Below are 15894 nucleotides of genomic sequence, written 5' to 3'. Positions count from 1 at the left end.
ACTCCTTGTTGACTGGCTCAGGCCCCGGCAAGCTGCGCGCCCGCTGCAGCATGCGCTGGCACCTCGCCGAAGATGGCGGAGGCTATGTGTTGCGCGGTGTTCAGCGAATCCGTGAGCCCCAGGTGACCGTGTCCGGTGGCAATCCACAGGTTCTTGCTCCCGGGCGCCGCACCGACCACCGGCACCGAGTCGGGCATGCACGGACGATGCCCCATCCATTCACGGGTGCTGAGGGCATCCAGCCCCCGGAACGTGTCGCGCGCGATGCGTCCCAGCAGGGCGGCGCGCCGCGCATCGGGGGGCGCCGACAGGCCGCCGATCTCCACCGTACCACCCACGCGCAGGCCGTCCTCCATGGGCGTGACGAAAACCTTTCGATCCGCGAGCACCACGGTGCGCGATACGGTCTCGCGGCCGCCAATGAACTGCAGGTGGTAGCCGCGCTGGCTCTCCAGCGCGAGCTGGATGCCCAGCGGGGACAGCAGTTGCTTCGACCAGGCGCCCGCCGCCACCACGACGTGATCGAAGGTGCCTGGACCTGAGCCGCTGCCCTTCAGCGCCCAGGCTCCGTTCTCCTGCTGCAACGCGGACACCTTCCCGAGTTCAAACCGTCCGCCGGCGCCGGTGAACGCGCGCGCCATCGCCTGCACATACCGGAAGGGATTGAGGATGGTGGCGTGGTCCGCGAGGTACATCCCGAGCTGGTAACGATCGCAGACGTTCGGCTCGAGGGCGAGGATGCCGGCACGGTCGAGACGCTCGACATGAAACCCATATTCCTCGCGCATGCGCCACCCCGCCGCGTCCTTGCCCAGATAGTGCGCGTCCGGATAGAGATGCAGGTGCCCGCGCCGCAGGAACAGCTCGGGGACGCCCAGCTCCCGCGTCATCGCTTCGTGCGCCTCGATCGCGCCGGTGTGGATCGCGGCCAACTTGCGTGCTGCCGCCTCCACGCGCCGGGGCTGCGCAGACGCAACGAAGCGCAGCAGCCATGGCAAGGCTTGCGGCAGGTAGCGCAGCGGCAAGTAGAGCGGGCTCTCCTCATCCAGCAGCATGCCCGGCACCGACGCCAGCACGCCGGGCATGGCCAGCGGTGCAACGGAGCCGGGGCTGATCGCGCCGGAGTTGCCGAAACTGCAGCCGTGGCCCGGCTCGCCCCGGTCCACCAGCGTGACATCCGCACCGCGCTTGCGCAGCGCGAGCGCGATGCTGGTGCCGACGATCCCAGCGCCCACGACCGCGACGCGCGGATTCGCCAACGAAGTCATGCGTGCTTCTTCTCGCGCTTGTCGGACACGATGCGACCGTCCTTCATGACCAGCTGCAGGCGGCGCACGTTGTTGATGTCCTCCAGAGGGTTCGCGCCGACGACGATGAGGTCGGCGATCTTGCCCGGCTCGATGGTGCCGAGCTCGTCGCCCACGCCGCAGATCGCGGCACCATTTCGCGTGGCGGCGACCAGGGCCTGCCACGGCGTCGCGCCGTCGCGCACCCAGAGCCCCAGCTCCAGCAGCGCAGCGTCCTTGAGCGGGCGGATGTCGGACCCGAGCGCCATCTTCACGCCGGCCTGCAGCGCCTTCTTGAAGCCGGTACGGTGTTCGTCGGATGCGGCATCGGCGCGGCAGCACAGCGACTGCGTGAGGTTGCGGTTCTTCACCCAGCGCGATTCCCAGTCGTTCGTCGCCTGGCCGGGTGTCAGGTGGCTGATGGACAAGGTCGGCACGTACCAGGTGCCGTGCTGCAGGAACAGCTCGATGCACTCGTCGTCCAGGATGTAGCCGTGCTCGATGCTGTGCGCGCCCAGGCGGATCGCCGCCTTCACCGCTGCCGGGTTGGTGGCGTGCGCCATTACCTTGAACTCGCGCAGCTTGCAGATTTCGAACGCCGCCTTGAGCTCCTCCTCCAGCAGGAACGAGTGCCGGTGCAGGTCCCATGCCGGCCCCATGATGCCGCCCGAGAGATTGAGCTTGATGTGGTCGACGCCGTTCTTGATCTGCTCGCGGATCGCGTGCACGAACCCGTAGGGGCCGTCCACTTCAAGTGCATGACCCGATGTGAGGAAGTGCCCGCCGGTGGTCGTGAGGAAGTGGCCGGCCGCGAACAAGCGCGGGCCGAGGTGCTGGCCCGACTCGAAGGCGCGCTTCCAGGCCACGTCCATGAAGTGGTGCGCGCCGGCGCACCGGAAGCCCACGATGCCGGAATCCAGCAACGCGGACTGCAGGCGGTGGCCGAACAGCGTGACCTGGTCGGGCAGCGGCACTTCGTTGAGCGACAGGTAGTCCGGGTGGATGTGCACGTCCCAAAGACCCGGCATGAGGTACGCGCCGCGCAGGTCGAGCACTTCGGCGTCGCCGACGGCGGGCGCCGAACCGGGGTCGAAGATCTCGCGGATGCGGCCATCCTCGACGAGCACGGCGGTATCCGGCCGCGGCCGGGGCTGGACGCAGTCGATCAGCGTCGCATTCTTCAGGAGCGTTTTCATCAGTGTTTCGTCTTGTGGCTCATTCGGCCACGATACCGACCTTGCCGGCCAGGTCCTTCCACTTGCTCACCTCGCCCTGCACGAAGCGGCCGAATTCGTCCGGCGTCTGCGGCGAGGGCACGATGCCCTTGTCGTTGAATGCCTTGGCGAGCTCGGGCGAGTTGAGCGCGGCAACCGTGTCAGCGTTGACCCGCTCGATCACGGCGCGTGGCGTCTTCGCGGGCGCGAACAGGCCGAACCAGGTGCCGCCGGAAAAGGCAGGCAGCCCCGCCTCCGCGAAGGTGGGCACGTCGGGAGCGCCGGGCAGGCGCTGGCGACCAGCGACCGCGAGGGCGCGCAGCCTGCCCGCGCGGACCTGCTCCAGCACGGCGGGCGGCGTGTCGAATGTGTACTGCACCTGACCAGCGATCAGGTCCACGATCGACGGGCCGCTTCCCTTGTAGGGAACGTGCACGCTGCTGGTCCCGGTGATGACCTTGAACAGCTCGCCAGCCAGGTGGTTGGACGTGTTGTTGCCGAACGATGAGTAATTGAGCTTGCCGGGATGGGCTTTTGCGTACGCGATGAACTCCTGCAACGAGTTCGCCGGCACGGCGGGGTTGACGACCAACAAGAACGGCACCTGGCCCACGAGCGTGATCGGCTGCAGGTCGCGCACCGGGTCGTACGGCATTGCCTTCATGGTGATCGGCGCGATCGAAACCTCGGGCGAGGCCGCCAGCAGCAGCGTGTACCCGTCCGGGTCGGCGCGGACGACCGCGCTGGCCGCCAGCGTGCCGCCCGCACCAGCGCGGTTATCCACCACCACGCCCTGACCAAGCCGGCGCCCGAGCTGGTCCGCGAGCAGCCGGCCGGCGACGTCCGTACTGCCTCCAGGAGGGTAGCCGATCAGCATGCGCACGGACCGCGTCGGCCAGGCGGCCTGCGCCCATGTCCCCGACTGGGCGCCCACGGTAGCGGAAGCGAGAAGGAAAGTACGACGTCGCATCGGTGTTCTCCGTTCAGTGGACCGCGGCGCGGTCCGCCCTGCGGCGGATGCACTTTATGTGCCTGGTGCATCGGATGGCAATATGCGATTATTGGCATGCGATAAACCCGGACTGGAGACAAACCCTATGCCCCGCGTCCTCACAGTGGCTGCCGCCCAGACCGGCAGCGTCGAAGATGGCGACCTGCGCACGATCGCCGATGCCGCGCACTGCATGCTGGACGAGGCGGCGCGGCAGCAGGTGCGCCTGCTCACGTTCTGCGAGCTTTTCCTGACGCCCTTCTTCGCGAACCGGCTGGAGGAGGACTTCGACCGCTACTTCCTGCGCGAGAACGACGATGTCCTGCGCGGATTGCGCGACAAGGCGCGCCAGCACGGCATCGCGCTCGTATTGCCCTTTGCCGAGCGCGCGGCGGACGGGTACTTCAACAGCGCTTTCGTGTACGACACGGACGGCCGCGAGGTGGGCCGCTACCGCAAGACGCACATCCCTGCCTACTTCCCGAACCCCGGGCCCGGCGGCACGGGCAGCTTCGAGAAGTTCTACTTCGCCCCGGGCGCGCGCCTGGAAACGTATCCCGTCGCCGGAACACGGATCGGCATCCAGATCTGCAACGACCGCCTCTACCCCGAGGCTTCGCGCGCGCTGGCACTGCACGGCGCCGAGATGATCGTGATGCCGATCAGCTTCTCCACGTATGCCGACCCGGCGCAGCGCGCGTCCATCTGGGAGATCCCCCTGCGCGCCCGCGCGTACGAGAACGGCGTCTGGGTCGTAGCTTGCAACCGCGTCGGCACGGAGGGCGCGCGCCACCACCTGGGCCGCAGCATGGTCGTGGACCCGCGCGGCATGATCACTGCGGAAGCCGGCACGGGGGCGACGCAGCTGTTGACGACAGAAGTGGATCTGGACGCAGTCTCGGCGGCACGAAAGAAGTTTCCGTGGTGGCGCGACCGTCGGCCGGACCTGTACGGGCCATTGGTGGACGCGGCGTGATGGCTGCTCCGGCCGCGAAGCCCCGTACTTCCACGCGCACGCGTCAGGGTGCAGCAGGCGCCGTGGTGGAGCAGGAAAGTCCGCTGTTCATCGCCTCGTTGGCCAAGTGCTTCCAGGTGCTGGAGGCGCTGAACACGGCCGCGCGCCCCGTCGGCTTGACCGAGCTGGCCCAGCTCTCCGGACTGGACCGCAGCGGGGTCCAGCGCATCACGCACACACTGCGTGTGCTCGGGTATCTGCGGCAGGACCCTGCGACAAAGGCGTTCCGGCTGTCGGGCCGCATGCTGGAGTTCGGCCACACGGTGCTCGCGACCGACCGCGTGCGCGAACGCGCGCAGCCGCACCTCGAGGCGTTGAACCGCCGCACCGGCGAGACCGTGAACCTGATGGAGCTCGAGGGCGAGGAGATCGTCTACGTGCTGCGCTATCCGAGCCTGCATGCGGTGAGCGTGGACCTGCACGTTGGCTCGCGGCTGCCGGCGTACTGCACCGCAGCCGGCCGTGCCATCCTTGCTCACATGGACTCAGCCGAGGCGCTGGCGCGCCTGAAGGCGGCGCGGCGCACAGCCATGACGCGCTTCACGGTGACAGACCTGGCCGGGTTGCGGCGTGAGCTCGAGGTCGTCCACGCGCAGGGCTTTGCGGTAAACGACCAGGAAGCCTTCCTGGGTGACCTGTCGGTGGCTGCGCCGCTGCGTGATCTGCATGGCCGCCCCGTCGCTGCGGTGAACATCGCCGTGCCTACTCCGCGCTGGAAGCTGGAGGAAGTGTTGAGCAAGCTCGTGCCGCCGCTCGTTCGGACGGCAGTGGCGATCGATCGCGAGTTGCGCGGGCTCTAGGCCGCAGCCCGCAACCCCCAGCCCGCAACCCGTCGGAGCACCAATCGCCGGGGGTTTCTCACACCGCCGTCTTGAGGCAGGGGTCCGGTGGCTACCAGCCGAATGAAATCCACTCCGATGCTTCGGGGAGATTGTCGAAAATCCGGAGATCGAGCCCACTCTGGCGCGCAAGTTCTGCGCCTGAGTGCTGCCGGAAGGTGCCGCACACAGCGAAGCTCACGCGCCTCAGGTGCGCAAGATGCTTCGCTGCCTCGCACCCGAGTTGACGGTCCTCCTCGTCGCTGTGGACGAACTCGACGCTCATCATGTCCACGAGCGCTCGCTGATACTGCCGACCCTTTGTGACCGCCCCGGTGAGCGCGAGGAGGTGACGCAGATCGCCCAAGGTGGCCGCGCCTCTGGCTACGACGAGGAGATACGCCCCGTGATGCAGCGTCAATGAGAACCCTTCGGACGTCGGGAGCGATTTCTGATCTGAAGCTGACATGACGCTGCTGAGCGTAAGCCAACCGAGACGTGCCGCCAGTACGTGGCATCCACATCCGACGCGCCCGCATCCCCATCCTGCCGACATGCAGCGCGTCGGGAGATACAACCGGCGCCCCGGAAACCGCCGGGGGAAAAAAGATGTGCTGGCCACCCGACACCAGGACGCGCCCGCGTCGTCCCGGGTACGTCCAGATCGCGCGCCCACCTTGGCCATCATCCAAGAGCCCGTTTCATCCCTTCCCAACCGGGATTCATCCCCAGCGCACTAGCGTGCTCCGCCTCCCCGGCCGACAATGACCCTCCGGCCCCGTGCGGAGGTAGCGTGCTCAGCCACTCGCGTTGGACGCATCAGCCCGACCGCTTCGCGGCGCGCATGCTGCGCGCACTGGAGTGGCCGCGCGTGGCTGCCGCGGTTCTCACCGCGTTCCTGCTCTCCGTCGGCACGCTGGCCAGCCCCGGCCTTCTGGGATTCTTCTCGCCCACCGAGCTGGCGCTGGCTTGGGCCGAGCACTCCGCTGAGCTCGCGGTTCTGGCCTCGTGCCTGCTGCCCGCGTACACGCTGCTCGACGAACTGCTGCCGTCCCGGCTGCCCTGGCGGCTGGCGATCCTCTGCGTGCTGCTGTCCCTCGCGGCGTGCGGGCTGGCCGTGATCGCCTTGCCCCACAGCCCTGTCTAGAGTGCCTGCCATCCCTTGAAGGAGGTGCCATGAAGCAGATCCGCCCATCACCCTGGTTGTCCGGCCTGCTGTGCGCCGCGGCCCTGCTGCCGCTGTCCGCCGCGCGTGCCGACGTCGTCGCCGACTGGAACGAGCGGGCCGTCAGCGCCGTCTACGCGGCGCGCATGACGCCCGACATGCAGGCCCGCACCATGGCGATGATGCACATTGCGATGTTCGAGGCGCTGAATTCGCTGCAGCCTCGCTATGCGCCCTATCGCGCCGTGCTGCAGGTGGAGGAGCGCGCAGATCCCTCCGCGGCCACGGCTGTTGCGGCCCACGACGTGCTCGTGCTCGTGTGCCCCGAGCAGGCGAAGGATATCGATGCCGGCCTGCAGGCGGATCTCGCGAAGGTGCCGGACGGGCCCGAGAAGGAGGCAGGCACCCGTCTCGGCCAACGCGCCGCCGCGGCAATGCTCGCAGAGCGTGAGCACGATGGAGCGACCGCGCCCATCACCTACCGGCCTTTCACGCAGCCCGGACGCTACGTGCCGACGACGCTGCCGCAGTCCTCGACGTGGATGGGGGTCAAGCCCTTCGCTCTCAAGTCGAGCGACCAGTTCCGGCCGCCCCCGCCCATTGCGCTCTCGAGTGCCCGGTGGGCCGCGGACTACAACGAGGTCAAGCACATGGGTGCGAAGATCGGCTCGGCACGCAGCGCGGACCAGAACGACATCGCGAACTTTTGGCAGCTCACGGGCGTGGCGACGTACAACCCGCTGACGCGGCACGAAGCGGTCGTGCACAAGCTCGACCTGCTGGATAGCGCGCGGCTGTTCGCGCTCTCTTCCATGGCCACGGCGGACGCCGCCATCGCCATCTTCGATGCGAAGTACGCGTACAACTTCTGGCGCCCGATCACCGCCATCCGCAACGGCGACATCGACGGCAACGACGCCACGGAGCGCGACGCCACATGGGAACCGCTGATCAACACGCCCATGCATCCCGAGTACCCTTGCGCGCATTGCACATTCCAGGGTGCCGCGGCGGGCGTGCTGCAGGTGCTCTATGGCGACGCGGTCCCCAAGGTCACTCTCACGAGCACCGCGGCCCCTGGCATCACCCGCTCCTACGAGCGTCTGTCGGACTACGTGGCTGAAGTGATCGACGGCCGCATCTACGAAGGCGTGCACTACCGCAGCTCCGGCGAGGCCGGCGCGGCGCTGGGGCGCAAGGTGGCGGACGAAGTGGTGCGCACACAGTTGGTCCCGGTGCATTGAGGAGCCCGCGATCGTGCGGCGGTTGCAGCCCGTTGCGCCTGCCCTCCGAACTCGCGCCTGCCGACATCTCAGCGAATCCCGTTCCACTAGACTGCACCGGTGGACATCCGAATCTGCATAGACGTTGATAGCTTGGAACGCGGCATCGCGTTCTACACGCTGGGGCTTGGCCTGCGCGTGGGGCGTCGGCTCGGTAACGACTGGGCGGAGCTCGTCGGCGGCTCCAGCCCCATCGACCTGCTTGCAAATGCTGCGGGCACGGCACCTCTTGGAGAGGGGCAGCCGCAGCGGCGGGACTACGCGCGCCACTGGACCCCAGTCCACCTGGACTTCGTGGTGGAAAGAATCGATGACGTTGTGCAGCAACTGGTCACTTTGGGCGCCCGGCTCGAACGGCCCATCTCGGATCGTGCTTGGGGCCGGATGGCAAGCATGGCGGACCCGTTCGGACATGGACTCGACCTGCTGGAGTTCAAGGACCGAGGTTATGACGAACTGTTGCCACCGCAACTCTGATCGGACGCTCGGACGATCCGCGCAGGGCTTGGACAGGTGACGAGGCCGCCGCCAGCATCTCAGCGCGCTGGAGCAGTCGCTGGTCCGCGCCTCGATCCAGATCGAATTCACTCGAGCGCCGGCCACAGCGCCCGCTCCAATGGGAAGGTGATATTCCGCGCGGGGCGGATCGTGAGGCACTCCTGCTGCGCGAGTTCCAGCGGGTGCCGCGGCGTGCCCCGCGCGGCCCAATAGGAGGGCGCCGCGCACACCACGAACGCAGCCGCCCCGATCGTGCGATGCACCAGGTCGCCGGTACGGTCCGGCCACCCGAGCACCAGCACCAAGTCCACGCCGCGGGACAGCGGCGTTCTGTCACTCAAGCCACCCTGCTGACCGATGGTCGTTGCGCCATTCCCCTAGGATGCGCAGAAGAAGCCTCTTACCGCACCACAAGCTTTGCTCGGTAAGGTGTCCGCTTTCTCGTTGGCCGCCGACGGCTGCAGCACGAGCAACACGAGTGATACAGCGACAAGTGTCCGAATTCGAGAAGTACTACGACGACTCTCCTTTCGGAGTTCTTTGTGCGGATTGCGACGGGCACGCAAGGTATGCGAACTCCGCCTGCGGGGAGATCACGGGAGTCGCTCCGGAGCAACTGCATGGGCTGGGGTGGCTGGAAGCCATTCATTCCGCCGACCGGCGCAGGGTGCTGACGGAGTGGCGCAAGGCCACCCGTGCGGTGCTCAAGCTGGACGTGCCCTGCAGGGTCCTCCGACCCGATGGGTCCCAGCGCTTCATCCGGATCCGCGGGCGGCCCCTTTCGGAGCGCTCGGAATCCAGTGGCTATCTCGGACTCATCGTCGACAACACCGAGCAGGTCCTCGCTGAGCGCCGGCTGCGCAGGAACAACGAGCTGCTTTGTGCAGTGCTCGAGAACATTCCAAGCGGGATCACGGTGTTCGATGCGGATGGCCGCCTGATCCTGGACAACGAGAAGGCGAGAAGTCTTCTGAGGCTCCCGGAAACTCCGGACTCTGGCGCCATTACCGACTTCGGCACCCTTGCACTCGATCCAGGGCTGCAGCGGACGCCCCACGTCGAGACAGGATGGGGATGGGCACCAGAGACCGGAGAGGCGTCGCCACCGCGTGTGCGCCAGGAGATCCAGCCGGACGGGCGCGCGCTCGAGGTGCGGGACGTGCCGATGCCCACGGGTGGTCTTGTGACCACCTACACGGACATTACCGAGCACAAGCAGAGCATTGAAAAGCTGCAGCAGGCGAAGGCGGCCGCCGAGCAGGCGAACGCGGCCAAGACCGCGTTCCTGGCGGCAATGAGCCACGAGATCAGGACCCCGATGAATGGGGTCATCGGGATGATCAACATCCTGCTGGATACCGAGCTTTCTCGCGATCAACGCGAGATCGTCGACGTGATCCGGCAAAGCGGCGAGTCGCTTCTCGTGGTGCTGAACGACATCCTGGACTACTCCAAGATCGAATCAGGGCAGATGCAGTTGGAGTGGTTGCCGCTGCGACTGCGAGAACTCGTAGACAACTGCCTGCGTCTCATGAGCCAGAAGGCAGGCGAGAGAGGCGTGGAAATGTCGGTCGAGGTGGATCCGACGATCCCGTCCCTGATCCTGGGGGACCGCATCCGGCTGCAGCAGGTCCTCATGAATCTCGTCTCGAACGCCGTGAAGTTCACCGAGGGCGGGCAAGTGAGGGTCACGCTCACCAATGCCTCCGGCGCTTCGGGCGCACGACCGTCGGGTGACACGGGAGACGTCTGTGAGATCAGGGCTTGCATCCGCGACAACGGGATCGGCATCCCCTCGGACAAACTCCAGGCGATCTTCGACCCCTTCGTGCAGGCGGACTCCAGCACCGCGCGCCGATTCGGCGGGACCGGGCTGGGCCTTGCCATCGCCAAACGACTCGTGCAGGCGATGGGTGGGCAGATTTCGGTGGAGAGCGAGCTGGGAAAGGGCACGATGGTGTGCTTCAGCTTCCTGGCGGAAGCGGCAGTTCCCAGCGGACGGGCGGTGACCAGCGACGAGCCTCCGCTGTGGAACAAGCGTGTGCTGCTGGTGACGGAACGCCGGGCAGACGTCGGAGTGTTGATGATGCAGCTGCGCCGCTGGGGAATGGACGTCCAGCTCTGTGCCCACATGGCGGACGCGAACGAGCGTCTGGCCGGCGGGGAATACTTCGACCTCCTGCTCGCCGCCATGCACATGACGGAATCGAAGTGGCTGGGCTTCGTTCGCGACCAGCGAGGCCGGGGCGTGGCGGTTCCAGCGGTCTTGCTGTCCCGGACCAAGGCTGCCGTTTCGGGGGATCCGGGCCTGGGTGCCTGGATGCTGGCCCGCTCCTCGACGGAGGCCGCTCTCTATGACACGCTCGTCGACGCCATCCAGTCGAACAGCGAGGACCGTTTCGCGCCGCTCCAGCCGAAACCGCAATTCGACAGCACGCTCGGCCAGGTCGCCCCGCTTCGCATCCTGGTGGCCGAGGACAACGAGATCAATCGCAAGGTGGCCTTGAGAATGCTCGCGGGTTTCGGGTACGAGGCCGATGTGGCCCACAACGGCGCCCAGGTCATCGCCGCCGTGCAGGAGCGCAGCTACGACCTGGTGCTGATGGACATCGAGATGCCTGAGGTGGACGGCCTGGAGGCGACCAAATACATCGTCAGGAACATTCCTGCGCCGCGGCGCCCACGCATCGTGGCGATGAGTGCGAACGTGATGCGCGAGCATGTCGATGCGGCGCTGGCCGCGGGCGCCGACCAGTACATAGCGAAGCCCTTCGCCCCGTCGGAGCTGCGGGCCGCCCTCGATGTCTCCGTCAGACGCCCGGTGGACACTGATCCGGTGGGGCTGCCTCCCGCCTCGAACACGCTGTCGGCGGACCATTTGCGCTGCCACATCGACGGCGATCCGTCGGGTGCCTTCCTGAAGGAATTGAGCCGGGATTTCGCCAGCGTCTCGGCCGAATTGCAATCCCGCCTGAGCGCAGCGGCGGAAGCGGATGACGTCGCGAAGATCCGCTCCATCGTGCACGAGTACGCCGGAATGTGCGGGGTCGTGGGGGCGGAGATGCTGATGAAGCGGCTGCTCCAGCTTCAGGCCGCGGTGAAGGCAGGAGGCACCGAAGGTGCCGCACTTCTGGTGCAGGAGTGCGCGACGCTGCAGAAAGAGAGCGTGTCGGCTTTCGAGGCTGCCGTACGGCTGCAGGCAGAACGCAGCCGAACCGCTGCACGGACTCCCGAACGCGCAAGCCTGCCAGCCCGGCGCAAGACAAGACGCTAGCAGGCGCGCCCTGCTGACGTGGCGCGAGTACGGGCGAGTACGGTGCAGCACGTAACCAGAAAGAACGCGGACGCGCGACGCGAACTCCCGCTGATTCGTAACTTACCAATCCGTGCACTTTGCCCGCGACCGATGTGCGTTGGACGCACATAATCGCGCGCTTCTGCTGCCGCATGTGATGCATCGGAAGGCCCCCTGCGAGCGGCCTTGCGGAGGCCCGGAAGCAGTCCATCACCTCCGGCATCCGGCACGCAGAACCCTCAGGCCTGACGCAACAACGAGATGCAACGCCTCCCCGAAACCGTCACCGTTGTCATTGCCGACGATCACCCCCTGGTGCGCTCCGGGATCCGCTCGCTGTTGAACACGATCCCGGAGGTGCGCATCGTCGCCGAACTTGGCGACGGCGCCGAGTTGCTGCGGGTTCTCGACTCCCTGCGCCCCGACATCGTCATCACGGACATTTCCATGCCGGGCGTCGACGGCCTGGAGGCCCTCGCCCGCATCCGATCGGACCATCCCGAGGTGCGCGTGATCGTACTGTCGATGCACGATTCACCGGAAGTCGTGCGACGGGCGATTGGCGCGGGTGCAGTTGCCTACCTTCGCAAGGACGCTGGTGACTTCGAGCTTGGCTCGGCGATCCGCAGCGTGATGATGATTGGCAGCTACATCAGTGCGGACATCGCCAAGACCCTGATGGAGCCGGGAGAGCCGAAAGCCGAAGATGAGCTCACGGAGAGGCAAATCCAGATCCTCAAGCTTTTGGCCCAGGGACGATCGTCCAAGGAAATCGCGTTCGAGCTCGGGCTCAGCCCGAAGACGGTGGACGTTCACCGCGCCCGGATCATGGACCGCCTGAATGTTCGCGATTTGCCAAGCCTCACGATGTACGCCGTGCGCAAGGGCCTGGTCAAGCTGTAGCCGACCCAGCGGCTTGCGGGAGCCGGGTGCAATTGCGCTGGGCCACGCGTCGTGACCCTTCTGGTGGCGCAGGATCGCCCGGCTTCTCACCGCCACTCCCGCCTGCTGACCCTGACTATCGTGCATGACCCATGACCAGACACGACCGCACTCTCGTTTGTGCGCGCTGGGCCGGCATTGCGTTGCGACGTCTGCCGCGCAGAAGGAATTGCGTCGCATCCGACGCAGGGGTGCATCAGCCGTGGCGAAGCATCGGTTGCGTAGGACTGAATTCGTGCATGTCCAATGCTGCTCTTGTGGATCCGCGCTCGTTCACCGCCGCCTTGAGCGTCGGCCTGTCGCTTCTGGCTGTCGACCGTCGGTGCACGCCGACGTGCTGCGCGGCTGATCGCCAGAACTCCGGACCCGGCAGCTCGGTCTGGTCGATTCCGAACGGGACCTCGATGCGCCAGGAAGTTCCGGCCAACCAGGCTGCCGAGAGCGCATCCACCTGCGACAAGCGATGCTGGATCGCTCTTTGGAGGGCGAACAGATTGGCGAGAAGCTTGGGACTCGTGTTCCTGACGATCAGGCGCAGGTGCAAACCGCGCCCTTCCATGCCCTGGGACGGCAGCGTTTCCGCGCCGATCCAGTACTCAGGAATTCCATGCGACTTCAGGGTGTCGGCCACCGCCGTCGAGAGCACCTGCCGGCGCCGCTCGTTCACGGATCGGCGCGCTTCCGGCGCTCGACGGCCAGTCCTTTGCGGGCGGAAAAGCTTGTGCAACAGATTCATCGCGATGTCCTCGACCGCGATTAGAGTCTGCCTGTTTCGCTTTGTGACAAGTCAATTGCCTGCCGCCACGTGAGGCGCTTCACTTAGCCTTTTCAGGCTACAGCGCGTTGCGGTGGACGCTGGCTGCGTAGGCAACGATCTCGGCGCCTGCGGACGGCGGGCTGGTGCTGCGGGTCGATCGCGGTGTTCTCATGCCGACGACTGCTGGCGCGATATGCAAGAGTTATTGCATCGGCGAAGGCGTTCGGCGAGGGCTGACGCTTCTGAGCCCCCGCGCTCGCCGGCGACCGAGTTTTCACAGAATCGACCCGAAGCAGCCATCCTTCTGAAACTCCGCCGCGGCGAGCCCAGAGTCATGGGAGTACCCGGATCTGACGACGGCGGTGCGCGGAGAGTGACTAGCGTGGCGCAGCTGCTGCCCAGTTCGGACGACCATCATCTCTCCGAGGCGCGGGGCGCCGGCTGAATCACGGTGCGCCGTGTGGTGCCTGAGGTCCGTCGCAACATATGCGGGAGCACGCCGTCGCGCGTTCGCGCGAACGCCTCCGCCACGTACTCCTCGGATGCTGACCCTCCCTGCGTGCCGCGCACGCTCAGGCACGTTCCAGCACGGTGGCGATTCCCTGACCTCCGCCTATGCACTGGGTCGCAATTGCATAGCAGCCGTGCCCGCGCTGCAGCAGCTGGGCCGCTTTCGCGGTGATCCTGGCCCCCGTCGCGCCCAGCGGATGACCGATGGCAATGGCGCCGCCGTCCAGGTTCACGCGCCCCTCGTCCAGGTCCAGCTCGCGCAGGCAGGCGAGCGCCTGCGCCGCGAATGCTTCGTTGAGCTCCACGACGTCGATCTGCTCCAGCCGCAAGCCGGCGCGAGCGAGCGCCTTCCGGGTGGCGGGAACCGGGCCGATGCCCATGAGTTCCGGCGGGCATCCAGCGGTGGCGACGGAGACAATGCGGGCCATCGGTACAAGCGCATGCGTCCGCACGAACGCCTCGCTTGCGACCAGCACCGCCGTCGCCCCGTCGGTGAGCGGAGACGAAGTCCCGGCGGTGACGCTGCCATCCGGGAGAAAGGCGGGCTTGAGGCCCGCGAGGACTTCGACGGTCGTTGCAGGCCGCAGGCAGCCGTCGGTATCGACCGTGCCCTCGGCCGTGCGTACGGCGACGACCTCCGGCTCGAAAGCGCCCCGCACGAGTGCGGCGCCGGCCTTGCGCTGGCTTCGCGCCGCGAACGCGTCCTGCTCTTCGCGCGAGATCTCGTACCGACGCGCGAGGTTCTCCGCGGTGATCCCCATCGACACGTAGGCCGTCGGGTAGTGCTCCTTCAGCCACGGATTGGGCGCAGGGCTCAGGCCGCCTTGCGGCACACGCGACATCGACTCGACGCCTACGCAGAGGAAGACGTCTCCCGCGCCCAGGGCGATGGCGCCCGCGGCCGTGTGGATCGCCGACATGGAGGAGCCGCAGAAGCGGTTCATCGTGATGCCGCTGACGCTTTCGGGCAGCCCCGCGAGCAAGCTGACGATGCGGGCGAGGTTGTCGCCCTGCTCTCCTTCCGGGTAGGCGCACCCGAGCATCACGTCGTCGATCAGGGCCGGATCGAAGGGTTGGCGCCGAACGAGGTCCCGCACCACCTGGGCGGCGAGGTCGTCGGGGCGCAGCGAAGCGAGTCTGCCCTTGCGCGCGAAGTGGTACGGGCTGCGGGCGAAGTCGACGAGATAGGCGTCCATTCTTTTTCTCCTGGGGGTTGAAGTACTTTTGGCGTGGCAACAAGGCGGACTGGGCGCGCGTCGCGGGCGCCGGGACGGCGAGGTTGCTGGCCTCGCAGCAGCCCTGGCGTGACTTGTCAGAACAGGACGAAGTCTTCGTTCGTGCGCGGAAGCGCGCGAACGACCGAGGCGATGGCCGATGCGGCCAGGATGCCGAGAAGCACAAGCAGCAAGACGCAGATCACAGAACTCTCCTTTTATCGCACGATTGTGCGAAACATGGGCGAAAGAACAATCCGCTCGGCGCCAGCCGGCCCTCAGCTGCGGTAAGTCAACAGGAGGCGGTCCCAGGTTCGAAGCGCGCGATCGGCAGCCCGGGGGTCTCGCAGGAACCGGGTGTCGTGAAGGAGACCCACAATCAAGCCGTAGATCTCCGACACGACCTGTTCCGGATCGGTCTCTGGTTTCAGCTGGCCGGCGTCGACCGCCTGCTGCACCGTGCGGCGCAATGCCGCCCGCCACCGGGTGACCTCGGCCAGCAAGTGGTCGCGCAACGCACCGTCACGGTCATCCAGTTCGAACGCGCCGGCCATGAAGATGCAGCCCTTGTGGGCGTCGACGTCGCGGGTGCGCGCGATCCACCGGCGAACGGTGGCGTCGAGGCGCGGCAGGCCCTTGGGCTGCTGCATGGCGGGAGCGAACACGTCCGCGATGAAGCGGCGGCCGAATTCCTCGAGCACCGCCTTTTGCAGGGCCTCGCGCGATCCGACGCGGGAGAAGACGCCGCTCTTGGACAAGCCGATACGGTCTGCCACCGCCTGCAGCGTGATCGCTTCCAGCCCCTCGTCGGCAGCGAAGTCCAGCGCCGCGCCGACGATCGCCGCCCGCGTGAGCTCACTCTTCTGCGTCTTCGCATCCATGAGAATTATATTAGCACGGTCGTGC

14 protein-coding genes and 1 pseudogene are annotated in these 15894 nt (G+C 66.9%); 8 read left to right on the top strand and 7 right to left on the bottom strand.

The genetic code is table 11. The features are described from left to right. Positions 1–17 precede the first annotated feature (17 nt). The 3 genes and pseudogenes from JJB11_RS10900 to JJB11_RS10890 all read right to left on the bottom strand — a co-directional run bounded on the left by JJB11_RS10900 (position 18) and on the right by JJB11_RS10890 (position 3470). Positions 18–1472 (bottom strand): NAD(P)/FAD-dependent oxidoreductase, encoded by a 1455-nt coding sequence (locus tag JJB11_RS10900; protein ID WP_422917839.1) that lies wholly within the window; start codon positions 1470–1472, stop codon positions 18–20. Then, a pseudogene (locus tag JJB11_RS10895) lies at positions 1355–2314 on the bottom strand (amidohydrolase family protein); the annotation flags it as partial. The pseudogene JJB11_RS10895 and the gene JJB11_RS10900, both read right to left, overlap by 118 nt. Positions 2315–2501: 187 nt before the next feature. Beyond that, positions 2502–3470 carry a Bug family tripartite tricarboxylate transporter substrate binding protein gene (locus tag JJB11_RS10890; RefSeq protein WP_201170311.1) on the bottom strand — a complete coding sequence of 323 codons (969 nt, stop codon included), beginning with the start codon at positions 3468–3470 and terminating at the stop codon, positions 2502–2504. Between the two features lie 127 nt (positions 3471–3597). On the opposite strand from JJB11_RS10890, the gene JJB11_RS10885 reads away from it, so the two are divergent. The 6 genes from JJB11_RS10885 (at position 3598) to JJB11_RS10860 (ending at position 8249) form a co-directional block, all read left to right on the top strand. Then, on the top strand, positions 3598–4467 hold the full coding sequence (locus tag JJB11_RS10885) for a carbon-nitrogen hydrolase family protein (protein ID WP_201170309.1): 870 nt from the start codon (positions 3598–3600) through the stop codon (positions 4465–4467). Continuing rightward, positions 4467–5306 (top strand): IclR family transcriptional regulator, encoded by an 840-nt coding sequence (locus JJB11_RS10880; protein WP_207189971.1) that lies wholly within the window; start codon positions 4467–4469, stop codon positions 5304–5306. Before JJB11_RS10885 ends, JJB11_RS10880 begins: the two co-directional genes overlap by 1 nt. Before the next feature lie 283 nt (positions 5307–5589). After that, the gene (locus tag JJB11_RS10875) at positions 5590–5748 is read left to right on the top strand and encodes a hypothetical protein (protein ID WP_207189970.1); all 159 of its coding nucleotides are present in this window, start codon (positions 5590–5592) and stop codon (positions 5746–5748) included. 369 nt (positions 5749–6117) lie between these two features. Beyond that, positions 6118–6471 carry a hypothetical protein gene (locus tag JJB11_RS10870; protein ID WP_201170303.1) on the top strand — a complete coding sequence of 118 codons (354 nt, stop codon included), beginning with the start codon at positions 6118–6120 and terminating at the stop codon, positions 6469–6471. 29 nt (positions 6472–6500) lie between these two features. Next, positions 6501–7733 carry a vanadium-dependent haloperoxidase gene (locus tag JJB11_RS10865; protein ID WP_201170301.1) on the top strand — a complete coding sequence of 411 codons (1233 nt, stop codon included), beginning with the start codon at positions 6501–6503 and terminating at the stop codon, positions 7731–7733. Positions 7734–7832: 99 nt separating this feature from the next. Continuing rightward, positions 7833–8249: a VOC family protein gene (locus tag JJB11_RS10860; protein WP_201170299.1), complete on the top strand. Its 417-nt coding sequence runs from the start codon at positions 7833–7835 to the stop codon at positions 8247–8249. 107 nt (positions 8250–8356) lie between these two features. Here JJB11_RS10860 and JJB11_RS10855 read toward each other — a convergent pair whose 3' ends face one another. Further along, positions 8357–8611: a LysR substrate-binding domain-containing protein gene (locus JJB11_RS10855; RefSeq protein WP_201170286.1), complete on the bottom strand. Its 255-nt coding sequence runs from the start codon at positions 8609–8611 to the stop codon at positions 8357–8359. Positions 8612–8763: 152 nt separating this feature from the next. Between JJB11_RS10855 and JJB11_RS10850 the strand changes: the two genes are divergently transcribed. After that, positions 8764–11544: an ATP-binding protein gene (locus JJB11_RS10850; protein ID WP_201170284.1), complete on the top strand. Its 2781-nt coding sequence runs from the start codon at positions 8764–8766 to the stop codon at positions 11542–11544. A gap of 282 nt (positions 11545–11826) precedes the next feature. Continuing rightward, the gene (locus JJB11_RS10845) at positions 11827–12468 is read left to right on the top strand and encodes a response regulator transcription factor (protein WP_201170282.1); all 642 of its coding nucleotides are present in this window, start codon (positions 11827–11829) and stop codon (positions 12466–12468) included. Positions 12469–12703: 235 nt separating this feature from the next. Here JJB11_RS10845 and JJB11_RS10840 read toward each other — a convergent pair whose 3' ends face one another. From JJB11_RS10840 to JJB11_RS10830, 3 genes are all read right to left on the bottom strand, one after another. Next, a complete protein-coding gene (locus tag JJB11_RS10840) occupies positions 12704–13243 on the bottom strand; it encodes a hypothetical protein (RefSeq protein WP_201170280.1) in 540 nt (179 codons plus the stop codon). Positions 13244–13836: 593 nt separating this feature from the next. Further along, positions 13837–14970, bottom strand: a complete 1134-nt coding sequence (locus JJB11_RS10835) for a thiolase family protein (RefSeq protein ID WP_201170278.1) — start codon at positions 14968–14970, stop codon at positions 13837–13839. Positions 14971–15266: 296 nt separating this feature from the next. Then, entirely contained in the window at positions 15267–15869 is a 603-nt protein-coding gene (locus JJB11_RS10830) for a TetR/AcrR family transcriptional regulator (RefSeq protein ID WP_201170276.1), read from the bottom strand. Positions 15870–15894 lie beyond the last annotated feature (25 nt).

This window comes from Ramlibacter ginsenosidimutans, from assembly GCF_016654015.1.
Taxonomy (GTDB): domain Bacteria; phylum Pseudomonadota; class Gammaproteobacteria; order Burkholderiales; family Burkholderiaceae_C; genus Ramlibacter; species Ramlibacter ginsenosidimutans.
This window is presented reverse-complemented; position numbering and strand designations above follow the sequence as displayed.